The sequence below is a fragment of the Streptomyces sp. NPDC055506 genome (genome assembly GCF_053643595.1).
Genome location: NZ_JBSHKH010000001.1, coordinates 18,141 through 40,916 on the forward strand (window position 1 = coordinate 18,141; position 22,776 = coordinate 40,916).

General features: G+C 68.7%; 21 protein-coding genes and 1 pseudogene. 9 read left to right on the forward strand and 13 right to left on the reverse strand.

Going from position 1 to position 22,776, the window contains the following annotated elements:
• Positions 1 to 105: 105 nt before the first annotated feature.
• From ACWIF2_RS00120 to ACWIF2_RS00135, 4 genes are all read left to right on the forward strand, one after another.
• On the forward strand, positions 106 to 1,122 hold the full coding sequence (locus ACWIF2_RS00120; RefSeq protein ID WP_454357736.1) for a substrate-binding domain-containing protein: 1,017 nt from the start codon (positions 106 to 108) through the stop codon (positions 1,120 to 1,122).
• Between the two features lie 155 nt (positions 1,123 to 1,277).
• Positions 1,278 to 2,291 (forward strand): ABC transporter permease, encoded by a 1,014-nt coding sequence (locus ACWIF2_RS00125; protein ID WP_454357737.1) that lies wholly within the window; start codon positions 1,278 to 1,280, stop codon positions 2,289 to 2,291.
• Complete coding sequence (locus ACWIF2_RS00130; RefSeq protein ID WP_454357738.1) at positions 2,288 to 3,121, forward strand: ATP-binding cassette domain-containing protein; 834 nt, start codon at positions 2,288 to 2,290, stop codon at positions 3,119 to 3,121. The genes ACWIF2_RS00125 and ACWIF2_RS00130 overlap by 4 nt, the downstream gene beginning before the upstream one ends.
• Before the next feature lie 64 nt (positions 3,122 to 3,185).
• Positions 3,186 to 4,208, forward strand: coding sequence for a LacI family DNA-binding transcriptional regulator (locus tag ACWIF2_RS00135; RefSeq protein WP_454357739.1), 1,023 nt, complete (start codon positions 3,186 to 3,188; stop codon positions 4,206 to 4,208).
• Positions 4,209 to 4,307: 99 nt separating this feature from the next.
• Here ACWIF2_RS00135 and ACWIF2_RS00140 read toward each other — a convergent pair whose 3' ends face one another.
• From ACWIF2_RS00140 to ACWIF2_RS00150, 3 genes are all read right to left on the reverse strand, one after another.
• Positions 4,308 to 4,712, reverse strand: a complete 405-nt coding sequence (locus ACWIF2_RS00140) for a tautomerase family protein (RefSeq protein WP_454357740.1) — start codon at positions 4,710 to 4,712, stop codon at positions 4,308 to 4,310.
• 46 nt (positions 4,713 to 4,758) lie between these two features.
• Complete coding sequence (locus tag ACWIF2_RS00145) at positions 4,759 to 5,574, reverse strand: MBL fold metallo-hydrolase (protein ID WP_454357741.1); 816 nt, start codon at positions 5,572 to 5,574, stop codon at positions 4,759 to 4,761.
• A gap of 93 nt (positions 5,575 to 5,667) precedes the next feature.
• Positions 5,668 to 6,522, reverse strand: a complete 855-nt coding sequence (locus ACWIF2_RS00150; protein WP_454357742.1) for a LysR family transcriptional regulator — start codon at positions 6,520 to 6,522, stop codon at positions 5,668 to 5,670.
• Positions 6,523 to 6,654: 132 nt separating this feature from the next.
• Between ACWIF2_RS00150 and ACWIF2_RS00155 the strand changes: the two genes are divergently transcribed.
• The 4 genes and pseudogenes from ACWIF2_RS00155 to ACWIF2_RS00170 all read left to right on the forward strand — a co-directional run bounded on the left by ACWIF2_RS00155 (position 6,655) and on the right by ACWIF2_RS00170 (position 9,309).
• Positions 6,655 to 7,842 (forward strand): YbfB/YjiJ family MFS transporter, encoded by a 1,188-nt coding sequence (locus ACWIF2_RS00155; protein ID WP_454357743.1) that lies wholly within the window; start codon positions 6,655 to 6,657, stop codon positions 7,840 to 7,842.
• Between the two features lie 27 nt (positions 7,843 to 7,869).
• A complete protein-coding gene (locus tag ACWIF2_RS00160; protein ID WP_454357744.1) occupies positions 7,870 to 8,316 on the forward strand; it encodes a nitronate monooxygenase in 447 nt (148 codons plus the stop codon).
• A gap of 8 nt (positions 8,317 to 8,324) precedes the next feature.
• The gene (locus ACWIF2_RS00165) at positions 8,325 to 8,858 is read left to right on the forward strand and encodes a nitronate monooxygenase (RefSeq protein ID WP_454357846.1); all 534 of its coding nucleotides are present in this window, start codon (positions 8,325 to 8,327) and stop codon (positions 8,856 to 8,858) included.
• Positions 8,794 to 9,309: pseudogene (locus ACWIF2_RS00170) on the forward strand (nuclear transport factor 2 family protein). Before ACWIF2_RS00165 ends, ACWIF2_RS00170 begins: the two are co-directional and overlap by 65 nt.
• 386 nt (positions 9,310 to 9,695) lie before the next feature.
• Here the strand turns inward: ACWIF2_RS00170 and ACWIF2_RS00175 are convergent.
• Positions 9,696 to 10,385 carry a glycine-rich domain-containing protein gene (locus tag ACWIF2_RS00175; protein WP_454357745.1) on the reverse strand — a complete coding sequence of 230 codons (690 nt, stop codon included), beginning with the start codon at positions 10,383 to 10,385 and terminating at the stop codon, positions 9,696 to 9,698.
• On the reverse strand, positions 10,360 to 11,424 hold the full coding sequence (locus ACWIF2_RS00180; protein WP_454357746.1) for a hypothetical protein: 1,065 nt from the start codon (positions 11,422 to 11,424) through the stop codon (positions 10,360 to 10,362). Before ACWIF2_RS00180 ends, ACWIF2_RS00175 begins: the two co-directional genes overlap by 26 nt.
• Positions 11,425 to 12,265: 841 nt before the next feature.
• Here ACWIF2_RS00180 and ACWIF2_RS00185 point away from each other — a divergent pair.
• The gene (locus ACWIF2_RS00185) at positions 12,266 to 12,637 is read left to right on the forward strand and encodes an SUKH-4 family immunity protein (protein ID WP_454357747.1); all 372 of its coding nucleotides are present in this window, start codon (positions 12,266 to 12,268) and stop codon (positions 12,635 to 12,637) included.
• Positions 12,638 to 13,204: 567 nt separating this feature from the next.
• Here the strand turns inward: ACWIF2_RS00185 and ACWIF2_RS00190 are convergent.
• The 8 genes from ACWIF2_RS00190 to ACWIF2_RS00225 form a co-directional block, all read right to left on the reverse strand.
• On the reverse strand, positions 13,205 to 15,325 hold the full coding sequence (locus tag ACWIF2_RS00190) for a PQQ-dependent sugar dehydrogenase (RefSeq protein WP_454357748.1): 2,121 nt from the start codon (positions 15,323 to 15,325) through the stop codon (positions 13,205 to 13,207).
• Between the two features lie 206 nt (positions 15,326 to 15,531).
• A complete protein-coding gene (locus ACWIF2_RS00195) occupies positions 15,532 to 16,695 on the reverse strand; it encodes a sugar phosphate isomerase/epimerase family protein (protein ID WP_454357749.1) in 1,164 nt (387 codons plus the stop codon).
• 55 nt (positions 16,696 to 16,750) lie between these two features.
• Positions 16,751 to 18,133, reverse strand: coding sequence for an alkaline phosphatase family protein (locus tag ACWIF2_RS00200; RefSeq protein WP_454357750.1), 1,383 nt, complete (start codon positions 18,131 to 18,133; stop codon positions 16,751 to 16,753).
• Positions 18,130 to 19,299: a metabolite traffic protein EboE gene (gene eboE, locus ACWIF2_RS00205; RefSeq protein WP_454357751.1), complete on the reverse strand. Its 1,170-nt coding sequence runs from the start codon at positions 19,297 to 19,299 to the stop codon at positions 18,130 to 18,132. Before eboE ends, ACWIF2_RS00200 begins: the two co-directional genes overlap by 4 nt.
• A 3-nt stretch (positions 19,300 to 19,302) precedes the next feature.
• On the reverse strand, positions 19,303 to 20,151 hold the full coding sequence (locus ACWIF2_RS00210; protein ID WP_454357752.1) for a TatD family hydrolase: 849 nt from the start codon (positions 20,149 to 20,151) through the stop codon (positions 19,303 to 19,305).
• Positions 20,151 to 20,789 (reverse strand): EboA domain-containing protein, encoded by a 639-nt coding sequence (locus ACWIF2_RS00215; protein ID WP_454357753.1) that lies wholly within the window; start codon positions 20,787 to 20,789, stop codon positions 20,151 to 20,153. Before ACWIF2_RS00215 ends, ACWIF2_RS00210 begins: the two co-directional genes overlap by 1 nt.
• Positions 20,786 to 21,664: a sugar phosphate isomerase/epimerase family protein gene (locus tag ACWIF2_RS00220; RefSeq protein WP_454357754.1), complete on the reverse strand. Its 879-nt coding sequence runs from the start codon at positions 21,662 to 21,664 to the stop codon at positions 20,786 to 20,788. Before ACWIF2_RS00220 ends, ACWIF2_RS00215 begins: the two co-directional genes overlap by 4 nt.
• Positions 21,661 to 22,725 (reverse strand): SCO3242 family prenyltransferase, encoded by a 1,065-nt coding sequence (locus tag ACWIF2_RS00225; RefSeq protein ID WP_454357847.1) that lies wholly within the window; start codon positions 22,723 to 22,725, stop codon positions 21,661 to 21,663. Before ACWIF2_RS00225 ends, ACWIF2_RS00220 begins: the two co-directional genes overlap by 4 nt.
• Positions 22,726 to 22,776: the final 51 nt, after the last annotated feature.

Below are 22,776 nucleotides of genomic sequence, written 5' to 3' on the forward strand. Positions count from 1 at the left end.
TCATCCTCGCCAAGCAGTGTCAACGATGACATCAGTCATCGTTGACATCGCGGGACGGCAGGCCCCGCTGCCGGCCAACCGCCCGAGATCCCGCTGGAGTCGTTCATGTCACGCACCTCTCGTCTGCCCTCCTCTCTGCTCAGAGCCGCTGCGTGCACGGGTGTCGCAGCGCTCGCCCTGACCGCCTGTGGATCCGGATCGGGATCGGGCAGCGCGAGCACCGGCTCGGGCGAGGTGAAGGTCGGCCTCATCACCAAGACCGACACCAACCCGTTCTTCGTCAAGATGAAGGAGGGCGCGGAGAAGACCGCGAAGGCCGAGGGCGTCAAGCTCATGACCGCGGCCGGCAAGTTCGACGGAGACAACGCCGGGCAGGTCACCGCCATCGAGAACATGGTCGCCTCCGGCGTGAAGGGCATCCTGATCACTCCGAGCGACTCCAAGGCGATCGTGCCCGCGATCGAGAAGGCGAAGGCCAAGGGCGTTCTGGTCATCGCGCTGGACACCCCGACCGAGCCGCAGAGCGCGGTCGACGCCCTCTTCGCCACCGACAACCTCAAGGCCGGTGAGCTGATCGGCGAGTACGCCAAGGCCGCGATGAAGGGCAAGACCGCGAAGATAGCCGCCCTGGACCTCGCGCCGGGTGTGTCCGTCGGTGTTCAGCGCCACAACGGTTTCCTCAAGGGCTTCGGCGTCACCGACAAGGACGTCGCCTGTGCTCAGGACACCGGCGGCGACCAGTCCAAGGGCCAGACGGCGATGGAGAACTGCCTCCAGAAGGAACCCGGCATCAACGTCGTCTACACCATCAACGAGCCCGCCGCCCTCGGTGCGTACACCGCGCTCAAGGCCAAGGGCCGGGAGAAGGACGTCCTGATCGTCTCCGTCGACGGCGGCTGCACCGGCACCCAGGCCGTCAAGGACGGCAAGATCGCCGCGACCTCGCAGCAGTACCCGCTGAAGATGGCCGCCGAGGGCGTCAAGGCCGTGGTGACCTACGCCAAGGACGGCAAGAAGACATCCGGTTACACCGACACCGGCGTCACCCTGATCACCGACAAGGCGCAGGACGGGGCCGCTTCCAAGGACACCGCCTACGGCCTGGAGAACTGCTGGGGCTGAGCCGCCGCCCCCAGCCGCCCTCGTAGCCGCTGCCGTTCGACACCCCTCAGCGGGGCGGCCGGCCCCTCCTCTCCGACCCGGTACGGCCGCCCCCTCGTCCTCCTGCCGCCCGGCAAGGACGGACAAGGACTTCTGTCTTCCGACAAGGACCTCGCATGACTGCCACGTCCACGCCACCCTCCACGTCCACGCCGTACGCGGAGCTCAAAGCGCCGACCACGGTCCGCAGACTGCTCACGCAACCGACCACGGGTCCGCTGGTCGCCCTCTTGCTGGCCTGCGTCTTCTTCTCCGTCTCGACCGACCAGTTCCTCACCGGCGGGAACTTCTCGCTGATCGTGCAGCAGGTCATGGTCGTCGGCACGCTGGCCATCGGCCAGACGCTGATCATCCTGACCGCGGGCATCGACCTGTCCTGCGGGGCGGTGATGGCGTTCGGCAGCATCGTGATCGCCAAGATGGCCGCCGAGGGATCCCTGCCGCCGCTCGCCGCGATCGCGCTGGGCCTGGTCGTCTGCGCCGGCTTCGGCATGCTCAACGGGGCACTGGTGAAGAAGATCCCGCTGCCGCCGTTCATCGTCACCCTGGGCATGCTCAACGTGGCGTTCGCGCTGACGCACATCTACTCCGAGGAGCAGACGGTCAGCAACCTGCCCGGCCCGCTGACGGCCCTCGGGCAGACCTTCCCGCTCGGCAAGACCGACATCACCTACGGCTCGCTGGTCACCATCGCCCTGTTCCTCCTCCTCGCCTACGCGCTGAGCAGCACCGGCTGGGGGAGGCACGTATACGCGCTGGGCAACAGCCCGGAAGCGGCGCGACTGAACGGCATCCGCACCTCCCGGCTGACCATCGGTGTCTACACCGTGGCCGGTCTCCTCTACGGCATCGCCGCCCTGCTGCTCATCTCCCGCACCGGAGTCGGCGACCCGCAGGCCGGGCAGACCGACAACCTCGACAGCATCACCGCCGTGGTCCTCGGCGGCACCAGCCTCTTCGGCGGACGCGGATCGGTCCTGGGCACGTTCATCGGCGTCCTCATCGTCGGCGTCTTCCGCAACGGGCTTCAGCTGATGGGCGTCGCCTCGATCTACCAGACGCTGATCACCGGTGTCCTGGTCATCCTCGCGGTGACCGTCGACCAGATCTCCCGGAGGAAGGTCCGATGACCACCACCACCGAGACCCCCGTTCTGCAGGCTCGCGGGCTGGTCAAGCGCTACGGCCACGTCACCGCCATCGACGGCGCCGACTTCGACCTGCTGCCCGGCGAGGTCCTCGCCGTCATCGGCGACAACGGCGCCGGCAAGACCAGCCTGATCAAGGCGCTCACCGGCGCGCTGGTCCCCGACGAGGGCGAGATACGTCTGGGCGGCAAGCCGATCCAGTTCTCCGGGCCGCAGAGCGCACGCGCCCACGGCATCGAGACGGTCTATCAGGACCTCGCCGTAGCAGCCTCGATGGACATCGCCTCGAACATGTTCCTCGGCCGCGAGCTGCGCCGTCCGGGCCTCCTCGGCAGCGCCTTCCGCATGCTCGACAAGAAGCGCATGCGTCAGGAGGCCGCCGATCACATGGCCGACCTGAAGATCGGCCTGCGCTCGCTGACCCAGCCGGTCGAGACGCTCTCCGGCGGACAGCGGCAGGCCGTCGCGGTCGCCCGCGCCGTCGCCTGGGCCCGCAGCGTCGTCGTCATGGACGAACCCACGGCGGCCCTCGGCGTCAAGGAGTCCGGTCAGGTACTCGACCTGATCCGCCGGGTCCGGGACAAGGGCATGCCGGTCGTCCTGATCAGCCACAACATGCCGCACGTCTTCGAGATCGCCGACCGGATCCACGTCCACCGGCTGGGCCGGCGCGCTGCCGTGATCAAGCCGTCCGACTACTCGATGGCGGAGGTCGTGGCCATCATGACCGGCGCGCTCACCGTCGACGCGGCCGGAGGTACTGTCGTAGCCGATTCCGAAGCGGCGAAGGCCGCGGGAGTCCAGGCCAACTGAAGCACTCACAGGTTCCGGCCGAGGCCGCGGCCGGGACCGACGAGCACAGGAGACTGTTTCCTCCATGGCAGCGAACCGCCGCCCGACCCTGGCAGACGTCGCCCGAGAAGTGGGTGTCAGCGCCAAGACCGTCTCCCGCGTCCTCAACGAGGACGGCCCCGCCTCGGCCGAGACCAGGGAACAGGTTCTCGCCGCCGTGGCCAGGCTCGGCTTCCAGCCGAACCTCATGGCCCGCAACATCCGAGTGGGCGGGCCCGACACCACCATCGGACTGGTCATCCCCGACCTGGCCAACCCTTTCTTCGGAGCCGTGGCCAGGAGCATCGAGGACACGGTCCGCGACCGCGGCCTGACCCTGCTCATGGGCTCCTCCGCGGACGATCCCGACCGCGAGCGGTCGTTGACGGACAAGTTCCTCGCCCGCCGCGTCAGCGTCCTGATGGTCGTGCCGTCGGTCGGCGCCGACCACTCCCACCTCAAGACCCACCGCGCCGCCGGGCTGCCCGTCGTCTTCATCGACCGCCCGGGGGCGGGCCTGGCCACGGACAGCGTCGTCAGCTCCAACCGCGACGGCTCCCACGAGGGTGTCGCCCACCTGGTCGCCCACGGACACCGGCGCATCGGCTTCATCGGCGACCTGCCCACCAAGCTCTACACCCGCCGCGAGCGCCTCGCCGGTTACCGTTCGGCACTGCGGGAAGCCGACCTCCCCTACGACCGCTCGCTCGTCGCCAGCGCACACGACCAGCAAGGGGCAGAAGCCGCGACCTCGAAGCTGCTCGACCTCACCGACCCGCCCACGGCCCTCTTCGCCGGCAACAACATCATGGCGCTGGGCATAGTCGCCGAACTCGCCCGCAGCAAGCGCAAGGACGTGGCCGTCGTCGCCTTCGACGACGTCTCACTCGCCGAGGCACTCGAACCGGCCCTGACCGTCGTCGCCCAGGACCCGGAGGAAATCGGCAGAACAGTGGCGACCACCGCCCTGACCCGACTCGACGGCGACCGCTCCCGTGCTCGCACCATCACCGTGCCCACCCGATTGATCGTCCGGGGCTCGGGGGAGCAACCCGCGCCCAAGCCATAGGCAGCCGGGCGGGCAGACTTTCGGCCAGGGTGCGCCGACTCGATCTTGCACGGTGTGCAGTTCCTGAGCGGCCTGCGGCCGAATGCGAGGCGGATGGTGTCAGCGGCCGGGTACGGCCAGCTCGCCCTCGGTGTACTGGGCGCGTCCGAAGCCGAACGACCAGTCCTGAGGGCCGTTCTCGACAATGCCGATGAAGAGGTCCGCACCGCTGATGCCGAGGGGTTCCAGCTGCTCGGCGAGGGCGCGGAAGAGTCGCTGCTTGACTTCGGTGCTGCGTCCCGACTGGGTGAAGATCTGGATCATCACCAGGCGGTCGGTGCGCTCGAAGCCGAGGCCGGCGTCGAGGGCGATGACGTGGTCCGCGTCGTGCTCGGTGATGACCTGGAACCTGTCCCGCTCGGGGATGCCCAGCACATCCAGGAGCGCCTGATGCGTCGCGTCGGCGATCGCCCTCACCTCATCGGGACGACGTCCACGGATGAGATCGATGCGTACGAATGGCATGCGTTCTTCCTTGCTCGTCTTTGTCGGAGTGTGTCGGCGACGGCGGTCAGCGGGTCAGCCGCACCCATGTTCCGTGGGCAGCGACCTGCAGCACGGAGGACAGGCCCGCCTCGTGGAAGGCCAGCTCGATCTCCGGCAGCCCTTCGGAGAAGTGGGCCCAGGCGTCGTAGTGGGCCGGTACGACAGTGTCCGCGCCGAGGACCGCTGCCGCGGCGGCGGCGGCGCGGCCGTCGAGGGACAGGGGACGGCCGTCGAACTTCGCCGGGACGCGGGCCGCTCCCGCGTGCAGGACGGCTGCGTCGATGTCCGGCACCCGGCGGGAGATCTCCGCGACGGTGCGGATCGAGGCGTTGTCGCCGCTCACGTACACGGTGGGAAGCCCCTGCCCGGACAGGACGAACCCGGTGACCTCGCAGTTGACGTTCCCGTCGGCGTCGCGCTCGCCGTCCTCGGGACCGTGGACCGCGGGGACCGCCAGCACGGTCAGGTCGCCGCCGCCGTCCGGGCGGGGCACGGAGTGGCTGGTCCACGATGCGAGGCCGACGGCCGGTGAGCCCAGCCGTCCGGCGGCCAGGGGGCCGGTGAGTACCAGCGGGGCGGCCTTCGCGAACGCGCGGCCGCGCTCGTCGAGGTTGTCGGGATGCGTGTCGTGGCTGACCAGAACGAGGTCGACCGGTCCCACGGCGTCCTCGTCGACGGCGGTGTCCGCCGTCTTGGTGAGATACCCGTGCGGACCGGCGTCGTCGAAGGTCGGATCACTGACGATGCGCAGGCCGCCGAGGTCGATCAGGGCCGTGGGGCCGCCCAGGACGGTGATCGCGGATTCCTGTCGGGACAGACCTGTACTGCGGGTTTCGCTCATGCCTTCGACGCTAGTGACTTCCCGCATCCGGCGGAAATGCCCTTGGTGGCCCAGCTATGTGTGTCAGGCATGGATTCGGCTCGCGGGGCGCGATCACCGGCGGGGGGCGCCCCGTACCGCGGCGTCCAGGAACCGGCGGATCAGCGTTCGCTGGGCGTCGGGGAAGTGGACGAGGCTGACCGGGCTCGCCGGTGCGTTGGTGAGGGGAACGAAGCGCACGGCGGGGTGAGGGGAACGGCGCTGCGCGACTTCGGGGACGATGCCGATACCGCGGTTGGCGGCCACCGTCTCCAGCCATTCGTCGTAGTTGGCCGTTTCGATGATCCGGTCCGGGCGCTGATCCACGGGCCACGACCAGGGCCCGGTCGTACCGCTGACCGTGTTGACGACAAGGGTCCAGTGCTGGACGTCCGTCCAGTCCAGATGGTCGAAACGAGTCAGGTCGGAGTGCTCGGAGCATACGGCGATGCGCGGCTCGTCGAACAGGTGCACAGTGCGCGCGCCTCGTGGTGCGTCGAACTCGCCCCGTACGACCGCGATGTCGAGCGTGCGCTGACGCAGCGCCTGAAGGGGATCGTCGGTCCGGGTCAGGGCGACCGTCGCACCCGTGGTCTCCTCGAAGCGGCTGACGGTCTGCTGCGTCCAAGGGTCGGGCAGCAGCCAGCTGAATCCGAGCCGCAGGGTGATGCGGTGGCTCACCACGGCGAGGGCCTGATCGAGGGTCGCGAGAACCCGCTCGACCTGCAGGAGGAACTCCGCGCCGGTATCGGTCAGTTCGACGTGCCGAGAGGACCGGTCGAGCAGGCGGACGCTCAGATTGCCCTCCAACTGCGCGATCGTGCGGCTCAGCGCCGGCTGCGTGATCAGCAGTTCCTCGGCGGCACGGGAGAACGAGCGATGGCGGGCCACGGACGCGAAGGCCCGCAGGTGACGCAGTTCGACGTCCATGCTCCTCGCGCCCCTCCCCGGCATCCATGCCTGCCGTGCATAGAGGCACCTTAACCGGCATTTCACAGCGTCACGAGCGCTGCCTAGCGTCGGAGGCCGCCCCAGAACGCCACCAGGAAGGTGCCCAAGACCGTGCAGTCATCAGCCCCACCGCGTACGCGAACGCGGTCTCCCTGGGCACTCGTGGTCCAGGCCGCGGCAGCGCTCGCCGCGGGACAGGGGATCGGCCGCTTCGTCTACACCCCCATCCTTCCCCTCATGCACGCCCAGGCCGGACTCTCCACCGCACTCGGGGCCGACCTGGCGACCGCGAACTTCATCGGCTACCTCGCAGGTGCCCTGGCCGGCATCGCCGCACCCGCCGTCGTGCGGTCGGTCGCGGCTCTGCGTGGTTCCTTCGTCGTGCTGGTGGCGACGCTGGCGCTCATGCCGGTCAGCGACGACGGCACCGTTTGGTTCCTGCTGCGTCTCGCGGCCGGCGCCGCCAGCGCGTTGATCTTCGTCATCGCCGTCAGCGCGATGCTCTCCGGCCTGCGCGCGCACGCCCACCACCTGGTCGGCTGGGCCTTCGGCGGAGTCGGTGCCGGAATCGCCCTGTCCGGCCTGTTGGTCGTCGCCGTGCAGGCCGCGTCCACCTGGCAGGCCGCCTGGTGGGCCTGCGCGGCCCTGGCCGCCCTGCTCGCCGCGATCGCCTGGCCCCTGGCCCCACAGCCGGAACCCGCGCGATCCGACCCGGCCGCGCAAACCGAACGGCCCCGTACCCACCGCTGGTTCCTCGCCCTGTTCACCAGCTACACCTTTGAAGGCATCGGCTACATCATCGCCGGCACCTTCCTGGTCGCCGCGATTCAACAGGGCGTCCCAGGCCGACTCGGCTCAGGGGCCTGGATCGTGGTCGGCCTCGCCGCACTGCCCTCGTGCGCGCTGTGGACCCGGCTGGCCGGCCGCTGGTCCAGGCCCGCCCTGCTGCTGACCTCCCTGACCATCCAGGCCGTCGGCATCGCCCTGCCGGCCCTGCTGGGCGGTGCCACGACGGCACTCGTGTCCGCCGTGCTGTTCGGCGCCACGTTCATGGGCGTCAGCACGATCGCCCTGTCGATCGGCGCGCACCTTCAAGTGCCGCGGGCCGTAGCCCTGTTGACAGCCGGATACAGCGTCGGCCAGATCCTTGGTCCGCTCCTCGCCGCCCCGCTGCTCAGAAACGGCTACCACCAGGCGCTTTTGCTGGGCAGCGCGCTGGTCGTCGTCTCCGCGGTCGCGGCCGCCGCCGTCTGCGTCCGCTTCCCGCACCGCCTCGGCCCCGTGGCCCCCTCGGCCTGACGCTCATACGTTCCAAGAGGAGGTGCCATGAGCACCCCGCTCTCCGACCTCGGAGCAGACCTGCCCCTCATCACGGCTCCCATGGCCGGAGGACCCAGCACGCCCGCTCTGGTCGCCGCCGCCGCTCGGGCGGGCGGCCTGGGTTTCCTGGCCGGTGGGTACAAGACCGCACAGGGACTCGCCGGCCAGATCCACACCACCCGCGCGGAAGGCGTCCCGTTCGGCGTCAACCTGTTCGTCCCCAACCCCTTGCCCCCTCCCGGGAGGCGTACCGGCGCTACGCCCGGAAGGTACAGGCGGAGGCCGACCGCTACGGCCTCACACTGCCCAAGGAACCGATCGAGGACGACGACCACTGGACGGACAAGGTCGACCTGCTCATCTCCTCTCCCGTCCCCTGGGTGTCCTTCACCTTCGCCATCCCGGACCGCACGGTCGTCAGCGCTCCCATACAGGTTTCGTTGCCCAACCTGATCGCCGGAGTGCGCCGAGCCGTCGCTCTGCCCCTCATCGCCACGGGCGGAATCACCACCGCCGCCGACGTGGCAGGCGCGCTGGGTGCAGGTGCGCAAGCTGTCATGGTCGGCACAGTCCTGCTGCGCACGCACGAGAGCGGCGCGTCCGCACCGCACCAGGCGGCCTTGGTCGACCCGGCCTTCGACACCACTGTCGTCACCCACGCCTTCACCGGACGCCCCGCGCGCCCTGCGAAACCACTTCACCGACCGATACGGCCCCACCGCCCCGATCGGCTACCCCCCTCCACCACCTCACGGGCGCCCTCCGCAAGGCAGCCACGGCAGTCGGAGACACGGGCCTCATCCACCTTGGGCCGGAGCCGGTCACCGCCAGGCCAGAGCGGAACCCGTCAGCGACACCCTCGAACGACTCGCCCACAGGTTGTGAGCCATTCGGGCCGCGCTCCTCTGGGAACGGGCCACAGAACACGCCATGTCCGAATCTCCTGCACTCCAGAGCGCCGTGACCGCACTGGAGCAGCGCCTCGGCCGCCTTGAGGACGCGCGCGCCGTCGAGTGGCTGAAGTACCGCTATGCCGCCCACTGCGACAACTCCTACGACGCCGAGGGCATCGCATCCCTGTTCGTCCCTGACGGGCGCTGGGTGGTCGACGGGGAGGGGGCCGACAACCACGGCAGGGCCGAGATCATCGCGCACTTCACCGAGCTCCCGAAGAAGATCAGCTGGGCCCAGCACTAGGTCCTCAACCCCCAGGTGGAAGTCGCCGACGACGGCGCGTCGGCCACGGGCAACTTCCGGCTCCTGTGCCTGTGCACCATCGCGAGCAATGAGGATCCCGAGGGGAAGGACCCCGTGATCATCACGCTCGACTACACCGACCAGTTCGTGAAGCGCGACGGCCAGTGGTACTTCCAGGAGCTGCGCGGGCGCACCCACCAGGTCTCCAACTGGGACCAGGGCTGGGTGAAGCAGCCTCTCCGCGGCTGAGCCGAAGCGTCTTCGGCCCCATCCCCTTCACCGTGGGCAGAGCGGCGCGATTGGCCTGACGATCGAGCCACGTGTGGAGGTCCTCGCGGGTATCGACCCCGTGGGCGGCGAGGAGGTCGGTGATGGCGTGGGCCGTCGCAACCTTCTGTGCGTGGTTGAACCTCATGGCCACGGCAAGGTCTTTCGTGACGGGCCGGCGCTGGAAGCCGCGGACTGTTCTTCCATCAGGCCAGCTCGATTGCAGATGGAGGAGCCGCGGTCGGAGAGTCCCTTCGTACTTGCACCGGGGCTGAAAGCTGACGTCGCAGATGACAGCACCCATGTGAGTCCATCCGCCGGGCTGGGGAAACGGTTCGGTTGCCCCTGATCGAGAGCGCGAGGAGATGTCATGGGGCTGAACGGAGGATCCTGATTTCCATCAGAGCCGAAATAAGAGCCGTCTTCTCATCGTCACTCAGGTCACCGGGCAACTCTCTGACGTAGAAGGCCCCGGTATGGGCGATGAATGTCAGGGCATCCTCGGCAAGCCTGTTAACGGAAAACAAAATTTCACCGCTCGGAGTCAGCAGGTCTACCGCGTCCAAGTCTGCCCGGACTCTGACTGACCCAACACTGTCATTGATTACCCGCCGACGGATTGTGACAGTCTCCGCATCAAGCCAGATACTCGGCAACTGGGCGCCGAAGAGCTCCTTATAACGATCCGCGAAGAGCCTGAAGGATTTTGCGGCTGCAGGTTTCTCCTGACCGTCCGTCGGAGAATTGCTCGGACTGTGAGGCAGGTACCTACCAAAATATTTATGGCAAAATTCCATGTACTGCCGAGTGAAGAGGATGAATTGATGCCACGCTTCGTCGACGCGCAGGGAGTACATGGGCCACGCCGCCCCACCGCTCACGCTGACGAGCACGAGGTATCGTTTGACTTCCTCAAAAAGCGCTTGACCTTCCTCCGGTGTGTCTACGACACGATCCTTTACTAGCTTCTCGATGACAAATGGAGCCTCGTAGGACAGGGCGTCGAAAACCTGCCGCGAGTCCGATGCGACCTCAATCTGACGTGCATGCACAACCATCACCAATTTTCACGTACAGGCCAGTCTCTACCAGAGCGTCTGCAATGTGTAGACGCTCTTCCTGAGATAGATTTCCTGGCATATCTTCGATTGTGAAACTTCGCTCCTTGGAAATAAAGGCGATCGCCTCGCACCCGAGGCTGTCGACAGCGAGTTCCTTCAACGAGCCAGTCGGAGTCTCCGAATAGAGGACTGCCATCCCGGCGTCTAGGCGGTAACTCAGTTCAAGGTCCCTGTGCACACGCTCCAGTGCAAACCCGTGTCGGGTCGGCTTGCCAGACTCAGGCCTATCGGTCATGAAGCCACCGAGAGCGGTACATTTATCCAACAGAGACGAGGCTTTCGCGCTGTTCAGGGAGGGAATCATATCGCCGATGGCGCGGATGCGCCTTACCCGTCGCCGCGCTTCAATGACCTTTCGGTAGACGTGGTCGCTGTTCGTCCGGTCGAGGCGTGCCCTCCCCAAGAGGCCGGGGAGGGGATCGCCGCATCCATCGCCTGGGTCCTCGCCGTCCCTCGGGCTGGTCATATGGAAAGACAGCGACCAGCGCGACGAATTATTAATCGGCGCATGGATGCATGGTTTGTAGATGTAGCCGACTTTCCCGGCCGAGGCGGGAAATCGATTCTTGAGAACCAACTCCCGACGAGAATACGATTCCTCTCGGTCGTAGGTCACTACCTCGAGTTCATTGCGGCAGACGGCAGTAATCGTCCAAGCTGTGTGCTCGTGTGGCCCTGGCGAGCCTCCCGGGGGCCAGTACCCAAAAGCGAATCGAATCCCGAGCCCCGGCATCGTGAAGAACGGCACCAATCCCCGCCGCAAGTCTTTTCTCTCGAGCAGCTGCAACTCCAAATGAAGGCAGCTCGCGAGGAAATCGTCATCGAGGACGGCATCCTGGATACTCGATCGCGCAGCGAGAACGGCTCGGAGTTCCGGGTGGTCCCGCTCGCCGTCCGATGGGAACTCGAGTGCCTGCAGTGCTGTACACAAATCGTCGAATCTCATCGCAGCGGAATCCAGCAGGACGACGTGCACACCTCGCAGTACGGTGAATAGCAGGGTGCACAATTCGAGGTGCATACCTGGCGTTCTGGAACGTGCATGCGTAGTCTTCCCTTTCTGGATTCTCGCATCTCACCCTTTAGAGGACCGTCCGAGGGTTCTGATTCCTCAACTCGATTGATGAGGACTTCGGCATCCTTCTTGACCCAGAGAATCATGCATCCGAAAGGGGAAGACGGTGCCTCGGCGTGGTGCAGGATGTCAGCCTCCGGGATTTCCACCTTGTCAGACAGGCGGTCTAGCCGCTGGTAGACGACGACAGTGGCGTCATCGTCTGACGGGCCAACGAATCCCCGAATAATCCTTACATTGTTCCCCACGTCTTTCTCGATGAGCGTGGCCACCAATGGATTCACTGGAACCTTGGAATATGAGTCACCTGTTCTGGACATGCTGATCTCCCGGGCAGTCGAAGGTGGGGAAGCTGCGATGATGTAATGGATGCTCTGGGGTTCGGAGCCGCCGCGCAAGACAAGATCGGCCACATGGCCCTAAGGCGATGTCCTAGGCGAGATGGCACATCGTCCAGTTCATGCGCCAGTACGCCGCGACTACTGAACTTGAATAGGTGATGCCGGGGCCGGCTGCCCGGCGGGAGTTGCCCGCCTCGCGGGCCTATGAGTGTTGTCGGGCAGTCCATCGGGAGAGGATCTTCCTGTGAGCCAGCCCCTGCCGCAGTTGTCGAAGCCCGAGTTCGTCTTGATCCCATCGAGGCCCCACCCGAGGTGCCCACCCAGATCACTGCAGATCTCAGGGAGACCGGCATCCCAGGCAGGGTGATCGGATACGAGTACCGGCCACTGAGCGAGAGCCGGTGTACTTCGTGGGGATCGGTGAACGGGGGCTGGTCTCCATCGCGACAAGTGACCTGTTCGGACGCATCGCCGTCGACGTGGCAGGTGGTCACGTGGTGCAGATCCCCAATGTCGAGTCATCGACGACCCATCACGTGAACCGCGACCTCGACTCCTTCAGCCGATGCATCGCGGCCGTGATCGCACGCTTCCCGTTCTACGCGGAGGGCGGCGAGGAGAGGTGCGAGGAGGTGGCGGAAGACCTGCGCGAGCTCCTCTCCGGCGTCGACGTGACCGCTCTCGCGGAGGACGGGTTCTGGGAGACCTTCTGCGACGACGTGGCGATCGGGGACTATGCGGACTGTGGGTCTCGCCGGCCGAGGGGATGCTGACCGAGCTGCTCGGGAAATCACGGGAATCAAGTCCCAAGCAGAGATCAACAAAGCGATGCGGCAGACCCTCGAGGAATCCGGCATCGAGGAGAGGCACTTCCCTGGGTACAGCGCGGCCGTTGGCTGCCCCGCTGCGGGGCGCCCAGCTCGGAATGGGAGAGCTGGAGCGCCGTGGACACCAACCGCGATGACGTGTACGCAGGCATCCGCTGCATCCATTGCGACTGGCCGAAGGCGGCGAGGCCTAAGGCCCTTCTGATGCCGCCGGACCAGATCGACGAACCTCGCGGGCGCCGAGTGGACCGACGACGAAGCCTTTGCCGCCTGAGGGCTCGATTACTCACCCCGAATTCGCCACATCGGTGACGTAGCGATACGAAGCGCCCGCGAACACCTGCCCGCGCGGCGAAACGCTGCGGGCCTCACGGCCGGAGAACCGTAAGGCCCGCAGCGGATACGTCCACTACTGCCCGGAGTATCGCGCCTGTGGACGTCTGGGAATCGGGTCGCGGTGCCACGGCAACGGGGCAGCCCAGGGTGGGCGCCCCGCCGCGGTGTAGCCGCCGGTCAGTCGGCCGGGGTCAGTGCGACCTCGGCGCTGCCCGAGAGGGACGGCAGGCCGTCCGGGGGCGTGTCCGTGTAGGTGGCGTTGAAGACCGCCTTGAGGTTGTCCGAACCGGAGTGACCGCCGTCCACGAACGTCTTGAACGATCCGGAGCAGCCGTTGCTCGTCGACAGCGGGTGGCCGTGCGAGTCGTGGCCGAGGATGAACGAGACGCTGACCTTCGAGCAGTCCACCGGCTGGTCGTCGGTGACGGTGACCTTCCAGGTGACGGTGTCACCCCAGTGGAACGCCGTGCCGCCGTGCGGAGCCGGGTCGGTGGTGAGCGAGACGACCGGTGCCTTGTTGCCGACGACGACGGGAACGGAAGCGGAGGCCGAGCGCCCGGTGCTGTCGGTGACCTTCAGCGTGGCGTCGTAGACGCCGTTCTTGGTGAACGTGTGCTTCGGGTTCGCCTCCCTGGAGTCCACGGTGCCGTCGGCGTCGAAGTCCCAGGCGTAGCGCAGGGCATCGCCGTCGGCGTCCTTCGTGCCGGCGCTGGAGAGCTGGACCGTCAGCGGGCTGGTGCCGTTGACCACGTCCGCGGCGACCTTCGGCTCCGGAGTGCGGTTGCCCCGGGTGAAGTCGATGCGGGAGAGCTGGGCCTCTGGCAGTTCCGCGAAGTACCCGGTGCCGTATTCGAGGACGTACAGCGCGCCGTCCGGGCCGAATTCGGCGTCGATCGGGCCGTCCGTCTTGATCGAGGGGATCGCGTCTTCGATCTTCTGGACCTCGTTCCTCTTGCCGAGGGTGATGGCCTTCATCTGGTCGCGGGTCCACTCGTAGAAGAGTGGCTTGCCGTCGAAGTACTGGGGCCAGCGGTTCTGGGCCTTGTTGCGCTTGTCGTAGCGGTACGCCGGGCCGCCCATGGGGCCGATGCCGCCCGTGCCGAGTTCGGGGAACGTCGGGGAGGCGTCGTAGCCGTAGACGATCTCCGCGTCCGTGACCGGGGGCAGCACGCTCCGGCCGGTGTTGTGCCGCGAGTCGTTGACCGGCTTGGCGCAGTTGAACGCCCCGCTGGAGGTCTTGGTGGCGAAGTCGTAGTCCTGGTACGGCATGTCCTGAGTCACGCAGAACGGCCAGCCGTAGTTGGCCGGGCGGTCGATGACCATCCAGCGCCCCTGGCCGGCGGGGCCGCGGTCGGGGTCGGCGCTCTTGGCGTCGGGTGAGTAGTCGCCGACGTAGACTTCGCCCGTCTTGTCGTCCACCCCGAAGCGGAACGGGTTGCGCAGACCCATGGCGTAGATCTCCGGGCGGGTCTTCGGGGTGCCCGGCGCGAAGAGGTTGCCGCCCGGTATGACGTAGCCGCCGTCGCGCTTGGCCTTGATGCGCAGGACCTTGCCGCGCAGGTCGTTGGTGTTGCCCGAGGTGCGCCGCGCGTCGTAGGCCGGGTTGCGGTCGGGTCGGTCGTCGATCGGGGCGTAGCCGTCGGAGGAGAACGGGTTGGAGTCGTCACCGGTCGACAGGAACAGGTTGCCCTTGCCGTCGAAGTCGATCTTGCCGCCGACGTGGCAGCAGAGTCCGCGGTCGGCCGGTACGTCGATGATCTTCTGCTCGGAGGCGTAGTCGAGCTTGTCGCCCGCGAGCTTGAACCGCGACAGCCGTGTGACGCCCTTGTATTTGGCGAAGTCATCGGCCGTGCCGGACTGCGGTGCGTCCCCTTCGTTGACGCCCGGGGTGGCCGGGTCGTCCATGGGGGTGTCGAGGCGGGGCGAGTAGTAGAGGTAGACCCAGTGGTTCTTGGCGAAGCCGGGGTCGACGGCGATGCCCTGCACGCCTTCTTCGTCGTGCTGGTAGAGCCCGGCGGGGCTCTTCTTCATGTCGGCGGCGAGGAAGTTCACGCCGCTCTTGGGGTCGTGGATGCGGACCTCTCCCGTACGCGCCGTGTGCAGCACCCGCCGGTCGGGCAGGACCGCCAGGGCCATGGGCTCGCCCGGGCGGTCGTTGAGGGTGACCTTCTGGAAGTCCGACGAAGCCGGCGGTACGGGGTCTGACTTGGCGGCTTGGGCTGGGGAGAGGGGCAGAAGGCCGACGGCTCCGGCCAACGCAGCCGCCCCCACGAGGGTGACAATCCGTCTGTTGCGCACTCAGAACTCCTTTGGTCCGGCCAGCGGGTGAAAAGCCAGGCGAAATGCGTGAGTTGGACGCTAAGGCGACCACTTTCAACTCGTCAAGGACAAAGTTCCCGTCGCTTCAAGGAAAGTTTGCCCTTGTATTTCACTCCTTTTCGGGGCACATCTGAGAGGCCCGCCCCGCGCCAGGACGCCGGGCGGGCACTGCACATGACGTTCCGTCAGTTACGGGCGCGCAGGGCCGCGAGGTTGTCGTAGCCGATCCGGGCGAACTCCAGGGACTGACCGGGAGCGCTCGCGCTCGGTGCGGTGTCCTGCTCGACCATGGGGTTGTGGTAGTTCTTCGCACCCACCCGGGTGAAGAACTTCCGGTAGTCGATGTCGCCCGTGCCGAACGGCACCATGTCGTAGCCCAGGCCGCTCTGGGGATTGACCACGCCGTCCTTCGCGTGGAAGAGAGGGAAGCGGTTGGTGTTGCGGACCACGAGTCCGGCCGGGTCGAAGACACGCTCACGCTGCGAGCCGTCGTGGGCGGTGTACGTGTGGAACTTGTACTGGGCCACGTGCGCCCAGAAGACGTCCAGCTCCAGATAGACGCTCTTGCGGTCCGTCACCTTGAGGAAGTACTCCAGCTTCCGGATACCGGAGCTGCGGGTCGGCCGGCCCTGGGCGTCGAGCGGGCCGCCGTCGAGCAGGAAGTCGTAGGCGCTGTCGTGGTTGTGGGTGTAGAGCTTGATGCCCTCACGGCGGGCGATGGCGCCCAGGGTGTTCCACTTCTGCGCGGCGACGTCCCAGTCGGCCCGGTAGGGGGTGCCTGTGGGGTCGGCGCCGGTACCCATGTGCTCCATACCGAGGATGTTGGCGATCTCCAGATACCGCTTGAAGGTGTCCAGGTCGGACGGGGTCAGCGGCCAGGACGGGGGGATGAAGCCGTGGCTGCCCTGCGCCCGCAGGCCGTACTCGTCGAGCCAGGCGCGCAGCAGCTTCGCGCCCTGGACGGTGCCCAGATCGGCGCCGCCCGGCGCGCCCGCGTGCTGGCCGTAGCCGGCGAACTCCACCTGGCGGTAGCCGAAGCGCGACAGCTGCTTGAACACCTCGCGGAAGCCGGAGGGCAGATCGGATGCCAGTGGGTCGCGGCCGACCGCGTCACGCACGGTGTAGAGGATGATGCCGCGCTTGTGCGGCGGGACCAGAGCGGAACGCCCACCGCCATGGCCGGCGGCTTCCGCGCTGTCCTGCGCCAGGGCGGGCGCGGCGCCGAAGACCGGGGCGGCGACCGCCGCGGCGGTGGCGGCCGTGCAGGTGCTGAGGAAACGGCGGCGGCTGACGCCGAGTGCCCGGCGCAGGGCATCGCCGGTGACGGCTTCGTCGTTGAACGCGGTCACAGTGGTTCTCTCTTTCGTTGTCGCGGTGCTGCGGGTGCCCGACGGCTCGCCGCCCTCAGGAGAGGCCGGCGAGCCGCAGGAGAAGGGACTTCACTTCGGTGGCCGCGACGCGGCCGGACACTGCGCGGGGGGTGGAGACCAGGACGAGCGGACCTTCTTCGTCGCTCGTGGGGAGGCGGCCGTGGCTGCCGCGTACGGGTGAGGCGTCAAGGGGTACGACGGCGAGCCGATAGCGCATGCCGAGCTTCTTGCGGGCCACCGCCTTGGCCGCCTTGATCCGCACGTAAGGGTCTTCGGGATCCATGAACAGCTCGACGGGGTCGTAGCCGGGTTTGCGGTGGATCTCGACCAGCTGGGCGAAGTCGGGGGCGCGGGCGTCGTCGAGCCAGTAGTAGTACGTGAACCAGGCGTCCGGTGCGGCGATCGCGACCAGTTCCCCGGAACGCGGGTGATCGAGCCCGTTCGCCTTCTTGCCGTCGTCGTCGAGGATCTCGTCGATGCCCGGCAGGTCCTTCAACGCCTCGCGGGTGGCTGCCAGGTCCTCGGGCCGGCGGACGTAGACGTGCGCCAGCTGGTGGTCGGCGACGGCGAAGGCGCGGGAGGCCATCGGGTCGAGGTACTCCATGCCGTCCTGGGTGTGGACCTCGAGAAGTCCGGCACGCCGCAGGGCGCGGTTGATGTCGACGGGGCGGCTGACGCGGGTGATGCCGTACTCGGACAGCGCGACGACCGTGCGGCCCTCGGCTCGGGCGTCGTCGAGCAACGGGCCGATGACGGCGTCGAGTTCGGCGGCCGCCCGGTGGGAGCGCGGGTCGTCGGGGCCGAACCGCTGGAGGTCGTAGTCGAGATGCGGCAGGTAGCACAGGGTCAGGTCGGGCCGACGGGTGCGCATGACATGGCGGGTCGCGTCGGCGATCCACTGGCTGGAGACGATGTCCGCGCCGGGGCCCCAGAAGTGGAAGAGCGGGAAGGTGCCGAGTTTCTCGGTGAGTTCGTCGTGCAGGGCCGGCGGCCGGGTGTAGCAGTCCGGTTCCTTGCGGCCGTCGGAGTAGTAGACCGGACGGGGGGTGACGATGAAGTCGGTGTCGGCGCCCATGGCGTACCACCAGCAGATGTTGGCGACCGTGTAGCCGGGGTGCGCGCGGCGGGCCGCGTTCCAGAGTTTGTCGCCGCTGACCAGGCCGTTGTGCTGGCGCCACAGGAGTACGTCACCGAGTTCGCGGAAGTACCAGCCGTTGCCGACGATGCCGTGCTCGGTGGGGAGCGCGCCGGTGAGGAAGGTGGACTGCGCGGTGCAGGTGACGGCCGGGAGCACGGTGGACAGGTTCGCCTGCGAGCCGGAGGCCGCCAACGCCTTGAGGCGGGGCATGTGGTCCAGGAGACGGGGGGTGAGGCCGACCACGTCGAGCACCAGGAGCGGAGTGGGGCGGGTGCTCATGGCAGCTCCTTCAGGCCGAGGTCCGTCAACAGGCCACGGGCGAGGGCCAGTTCGGCGGCGATGCCCTCGACGAGCTGGGTCTTGGTGCGGGGGCGCAGCTCGGGCGGGAGTGCCTGCCAGGTGTAGGTCTCTACCTCGAGATGACGGGTGAGCGGCTCCGCGCCTCCCACCAGCAGGGTCAGGGTCTCCTGGAGCACGTGCAGGGTGGAGGTGAGCGGTGCGGCGGGCGGGGCGTGCAGGGGGACGTGGAAGTGGGCGCGCCAGGGTGCGTCGTCGGGCAGGGCATCGCCGGCCAGCGCCTCGCCGAGGTCGTCGGTGCCGCGCAGTCCGGCGGCGGTGAGGGTGCGGGTCTGGTGCAGGAAGCGCGGTTCCGCGAAGGCCGCGAGGGCGTCGCGTACCTCCGGCCGACGGGGTTCCTCGGCGTGCAGGGCCGCCGACAGCTGCGCCTTGGGGATGCCGACACCGGCCGCCTCGAGCGCGGCCAGCGCCGATGCCGGGCTCTCGAAGGAGGTGGCGAGGTGGCACGTGTCGACGCACACACCGATACGGTCGCCGGGCAGGGCGGTGAGCGGTCCGATCGCGTCGGCGGTCGTCTCCACCGTGCACCCGGGCTCCGGTTCGAGGGCGACACGGATCGACTTGCCGGTCAGCTCCTCCAGCGCGTCGAGCCGCCCCGACAGCGTGGTCAGGGCCGCACCGGCGGTGGCGGCGGCGCGCTCGTCGAAGTCGGTCCGCCAGGCGAGCGGAAGGGTGGAGATGGTCCCCTCGGTGACGTCGTCCGGCAGAAGCGCCGTCAGGAGCCGGGCCAGGTCGGTGGTGTACGCGAGGCGTTCGGTGTCGGCCCAGTCGGGCTGGTAGACGCGGTACTTGACCTCCTGTGCGCCGAATCCCTCGTAGGGAAAGCCGTTCAGGGTGGCGACTTCGAGGCCGCGCCGGTCCAGCTCGGCACGCAGTCCTCGCAGCGCCGCCGGGTCGGTGATCAGTGCGCGTGCGGCGTCCTTGGCGAGCCACAGGCCGATGCCGAGGCGGTCTCGTCCCAGGCTTTTGCGGACCGGCTCGCAGTGGTCGCGGAGCTGGGCGAGGATGCCGTCGAGGGTTTCGGCGGGGTGGACGTTGGTGCAGTAGGCGAGGTGGACGGTGGAGCCGTCCGGGTGGCGGAAGCGCATGCCCTACTCGCCCCCGCGCAGGATGGAGTTGCCCTCGTGCAGGCCCTCCGCCTCCGGGACGTCGAGCCGGAGACGGCCGCTGAGTCCGTAGAAAGCGGCCGGGTTGCGCCACAGCACCTGGTCGACGTCGTCCTCGCCGAAGCCGGCCGCGAGCATGGCGTCGGCGACCTTGCGGGTCTTCAACGGGTCGCTCTTTCCCCAGTCGGCGGCCGAGTTGACGAGGACCTTCTCCGTTCCGTACGTCCTCAGAATCTCGACCATGCGGTCCTCGTCCATCTTGGTGTCCGGGTAGACGGAGAACCCGAGCCAGCAGCCGCTGTCCTTCGCCTGCTGGACCGTCGTCTCCCCCAGGTGGTCGAGCAGCACCCGCTCCATGGGCAGGCTCGACTCGCGGACGACGTCCACGGTGCGGTGCAGGCCGGCGAGCTTGTCGCGGTGGGGCGTGTGCACGAGAGCGGGCAGGCCGTGGTCGGCGGCGAGCTGGAGTTGGGCGGCCAGCGCGGTGTCCTCGGCCGGTGTCACGGAGTCGTAGCCGATCTCGCCGACGGCGACGACGCCGTCCTTGACGAGGTAGCGGGGCAGGGCGTCCAGGACCGGCGTGCAGCGCGGGTCGCCTGCCTCTTTGGGGTTGAGCGCGATGGTGCAGTGGTGGGCGATGCCGTATTGGGCGGCGCGGAAGGGCTCCCAGCCGAGGAGGGCGTCGAAGTAGTCGAAGAAGGAGGCGGGCGAGGTGCGGGGCTGGCCCAGCCAGAAGGACGGTTCGACGACGGCGCGCACACCGGCGGCGTACATCGCCTCGTAGTCGTCGGTGGTGCGGGACGTCATATGGATGTGCGGGTCGAAGATACGCATCAAAGCTCCTTGGGCTCTTCGCCCGTCAGGGTCAGCACGCGACCGAGGTCGTCGGGGACTTCGCGGCCGGCGGCTGTTCGCTCGGCGGCGTAGTCGGTGAGCATGCGGGCCAGTTCGCCGTCGCCGGCCGCCCGCTGCGCCAAGCTCGCGACCGAGTCGACGGGGACGCCGGTGAACAGGCACTTCAGGACGGCGTGACGCCAGGCGTGCGGATCGAGGTGGGCGGCGGCGTAGGAGCCGACGGCGGCGGAGATGAGCCGGGTGTCGTTGCTGCGCAGAGCGTCCTCGACGAGGTGTACGGCGTGTGGTCCTTCAACCAGGGCCGGCAGCGCCCGTAGCACGGGGCGGCGTTCGGCGGCGCTGCCGTGCTGGCAGAGCCGGGTCAGGGTCTCGAGTCCCGCCCGGGCCTCGACCAGCAGCAGCGTACGGACGGCATCCGCGTTGCCGTGGCCGCAGTACCGCCCGGCGGCGGCGAACCGCAGCTCCCACGTACGGGCGGGGTACGGGGAAGAGGCCGCCGACGGTGCCGGTGCCGCACACGCGGCGTCGGCCAGCGCCTCGTCGAACCAGGCGCGCGCGGTGTCGTCGGGCAGCGCCGCGGCGACGTTGTCACGGGTCCAGGTAGAGGTCTGCGTCATGCCGCCGACGCTCCCTTCGTGGTGGTGGCTGCCGCGGTCCGGAGGAACTCGATGGAGGATCGGGCCAGTTCAGGGCCGGCGTGGGAGTGGCGGGGCAGTTCGACGACGGTGAGGCCCTGGTAGCCGGTGGCGGCGAGCGCGTCCAGCACGGGCGGGAAGTCGATCTCGCCGTCGCCGAACGGCAGATGCTCGTGCACCCCGCGGCGCATGTCCTCGATCTGCACATGCCGCAGCCAGGGCGCGGCCGCGCGGACGCACTCGGCGGGCGGATCCGGCTCCAGGCACTGGCAGTGGCCGAGGTCGAGGGTCAGGCCGAGAGGAGGAGGGCTGCCGAGGGACGTGCGCAGGTGATGGAAGTCGGCGAGGGTGGCGAGGAGGTGGCCCGGTTCGGGCTCGATCGCGATCGGCACGCCGGCGGCGGCCGCGGCGTCGAGCACGGGCGCGAGCGCCTCCTGAAGGCGCTGCCACGCGGTGTCGTCGTCGGTGCCGGGCGGCGTGATGCCGCTGAAGCAGTGCACGGCGTGCGCTCCGAGGTCCGCCGCGACCCTGACCGCCGTGACCAGCAGTCGGGTGCGGGCTGCACGCCCCTCGGGGTCCGGGTCGAGCAGCGACGGACCGTGCTTGCGGTGCGGGTCGAGCACGTAGCGGGCGCCGGTCTCGACGGTCACGGTGAGACCGAGTGCGCCGAGCCGCCGGGCGACCCGGGCGGTGCGGGCGGCGAGATCGGGGGCGAGCGGGTCGAGGTGCATGTGGTCGAGCGTGAGCCCGACGCCGTCGTAGCCCAGGTCGGCGAGCAGGCCGAGGGCGTCGTCGAGACGGAGGTCGGTGAGGCCGTTGGTGCCGTAACCGAGGCGGAGTCGCTTGCGGCGGCTCATGTGAGGCTCACCTTCCGTGCGAGGGTGCGTGCCACGGGGACGAGCCCCAGCACGGCGAGAGCGGTGACGTTCGCCCCGGACCGGGCGGCGAGCGCGGCCTGGAGCGGGATCATGGCGCGGATCCCGCCGCCGACGGCGCGCTGTGTGAGGGGCGGGGACGGGTTGAGAGCGGCGTGCAGGCAAGGAATGGCTGCGGTACGGACGTACGCGGCGGCCGTCAATGCCGGGAGGTGCCCTGCGGTAGCGCGTGTCCGTGCCAACAGCAGTCCGAGCGTGGTGGTCGCGCCGAGCGCGGCCAGGGGGGTGAGTGTGGAACCGCCGTGCGCCTCGTGCCGCGAGACGGAGGTGACGGCGTAGGTGTGGGCGGCCAGCGCGACGGCGGAGGCGGCGGTGCGGCGGGCGGCACCGGGCGGTGCGCCATACCTCCCGCCCAACCCCTCACCGTTGTTTCGCTCATGACGGAACATCAGGTATCGCGGCTCCCCGCTCCCGGCGACAGACTCGCCCGGCAGCTCGCGGCGAGCGGACGGTGCCGTGCCGACGCCCCTTCGCCTGGAGGGCGTCGCACCTGGCGCCGACATGGTGGCCGTGGCCCCGAGCAGGAGGTCCAGGGCGCGGGCCGCGGCCATCGCCGCCGGGGCCGCAGCGGTGTGCTTCAGCCGGAGGTCGTACGCCCAGACCGTGGCGGTCAGTGCCGACGCCACCGCGAGCGCGGGGCGGCCGGCGCGGGCGGCGAGCGTCAGTCCCGCCGCGGTCAGGAGTCCGGCCGCACCCAGCGCCGCCGTCGGAGAGATCCGGCCGGAGGGGACGGGTCGATGGGGACGGTCGACGGCGTCCTCGTCGCGGTCGGCCCAGTCGTTGAGCGCCATGCCCGCCTCGTACAGGCAGAGCGAGGCGCCCACGGCGTACGCCGTGCCCCGGCCCGGCCGCAGCCCGGTGGCCGCGGCACCGGCGAGGGCGTCACCGGGCACGGTGAACAGCGCGGAGACACGGAGCAGTTCGGCCCAGCCCCGCAGCCGTGCCCGCCGCCCGCGCCCCGGCCCCGCGCCCCCGGGGGCCATGAACCAGACACCTGTGCGTGCGGTCCGCACGCCGGTCTGGGGCTCCGATGC

What these genes read in the sequence shown, in the direction of transcription:
- ACWIF2_RS00140 (WP_454357740.1), bottom strand. Translation starts at nt 4,712, where the DNA reads ATGCCATTCGTACGCATCGATCTCATCCGTGGACGTCGTCCCGATGAG.
- ACWIF2_RS00220 (WP_454357754.1), bottom strand. Translation starts at nt 21,664, where the DNA reads ATGAGCCGCCGCAAGCGACTCCGCCTCGGTTACGGCACCAACGGCCTC.
- ACWIF2_RS00135 (WP_454357739.1), top strand. Translation starts at nt 3,186, where the DNA reads ATGGCAGCGAACCGCCGCCCGACCCTGGCAGACGTCGCCCGAGAAGTG.
- ACWIF2_RS00150 (WP_454357742.1), bottom strand. Translation starts at nt 6,522, where the DNA reads ATGGACGTCGAACTGCGTCACCTGCGGGCCTTCGCGTCCGTGGCCCGC.
- ACWIF2_RS00125 (WP_454357737.1), top strand. Translation starts at nt 1,278, where the DNA reads ATGACTGCCACGTCCACGCCACCCTCCACGTCCACGCCGTACGCGGAG.
- ACWIF2_RS00160 (WP_454357744.1), top strand. Translation starts at nt 7,870, where the DNA reads ATGAGCACCCCGCTCTCCGACCTCGGAGCAGACCTGCCCCTCATCACG.
- ACWIF2_RS00210 (WP_454357752.1), bottom strand. Translation starts at nt 20,151, where the DNA reads ATGCGTATCTTCGACCCGCACATCCATATGACGTCCCGCACCACCGAC.
- ACWIF2_RS00225 (WP_454357847.1), bottom strand. Translation starts at nt 22,725, where the DNA reads ATGGCCCCCGGGGGCGCGGGGCCGGGGCGCGGGCGGCGGGCACGGCTG.
- eboE (WP_454357751.1), bottom strand. Translation starts at nt 19,299, where the DNA reads ATGCGCTTCCGCCACCCGGACGGCTCCACCGTCCACCTCGCCTACTGC.
- ACWIF2_RS00200 (WP_454357750.1), bottom strand. Translation starts at nt 18,133, where the DNA reads ATGAGCACCCGCCCCACTCCGCTCCTGGTGCTCGACGTGGTCGGCCTC.
- ACWIF2_RS00120 (WP_454357736.1), top strand. Translation starts at nt 106, where the DNA reads ATGTCACGCACCTCTCGTCTGCCCTCCTCTCTGCTCAGAGCCGCTGCG.
- ACWIF2_RS00215 (WP_454357753.1), bottom strand. Translation starts at nt 20,789, where the DNA reads ATGACGCAGACCTCTACCTGGACCCGTGACAACGTCGCCGCGGCGCTG.
- ACWIF2_RS00175 (WP_454357745.1), bottom strand. Translation starts at nt 10,385, where the DNA reads ATGGTTGTGCATGCACGTCAGATTGAGGTCGCATCGGACTCGCGGCAG.
- ACWIF2_RS00130 (WP_454357738.1), top strand. Translation starts at nt 2,288, where the DNA reads ATGACCACCACCACCGAGACCCCCGTTCTGCAGGCTCGCGGGCTGGTC.
- ACWIF2_RS00145 (WP_454357741.1), bottom strand. Translation starts at nt 5,574, where the DNA reads ATGAGCGAAACCCGCAGTACAGGTCTGTCCCGACAGGAATCCGCGATC.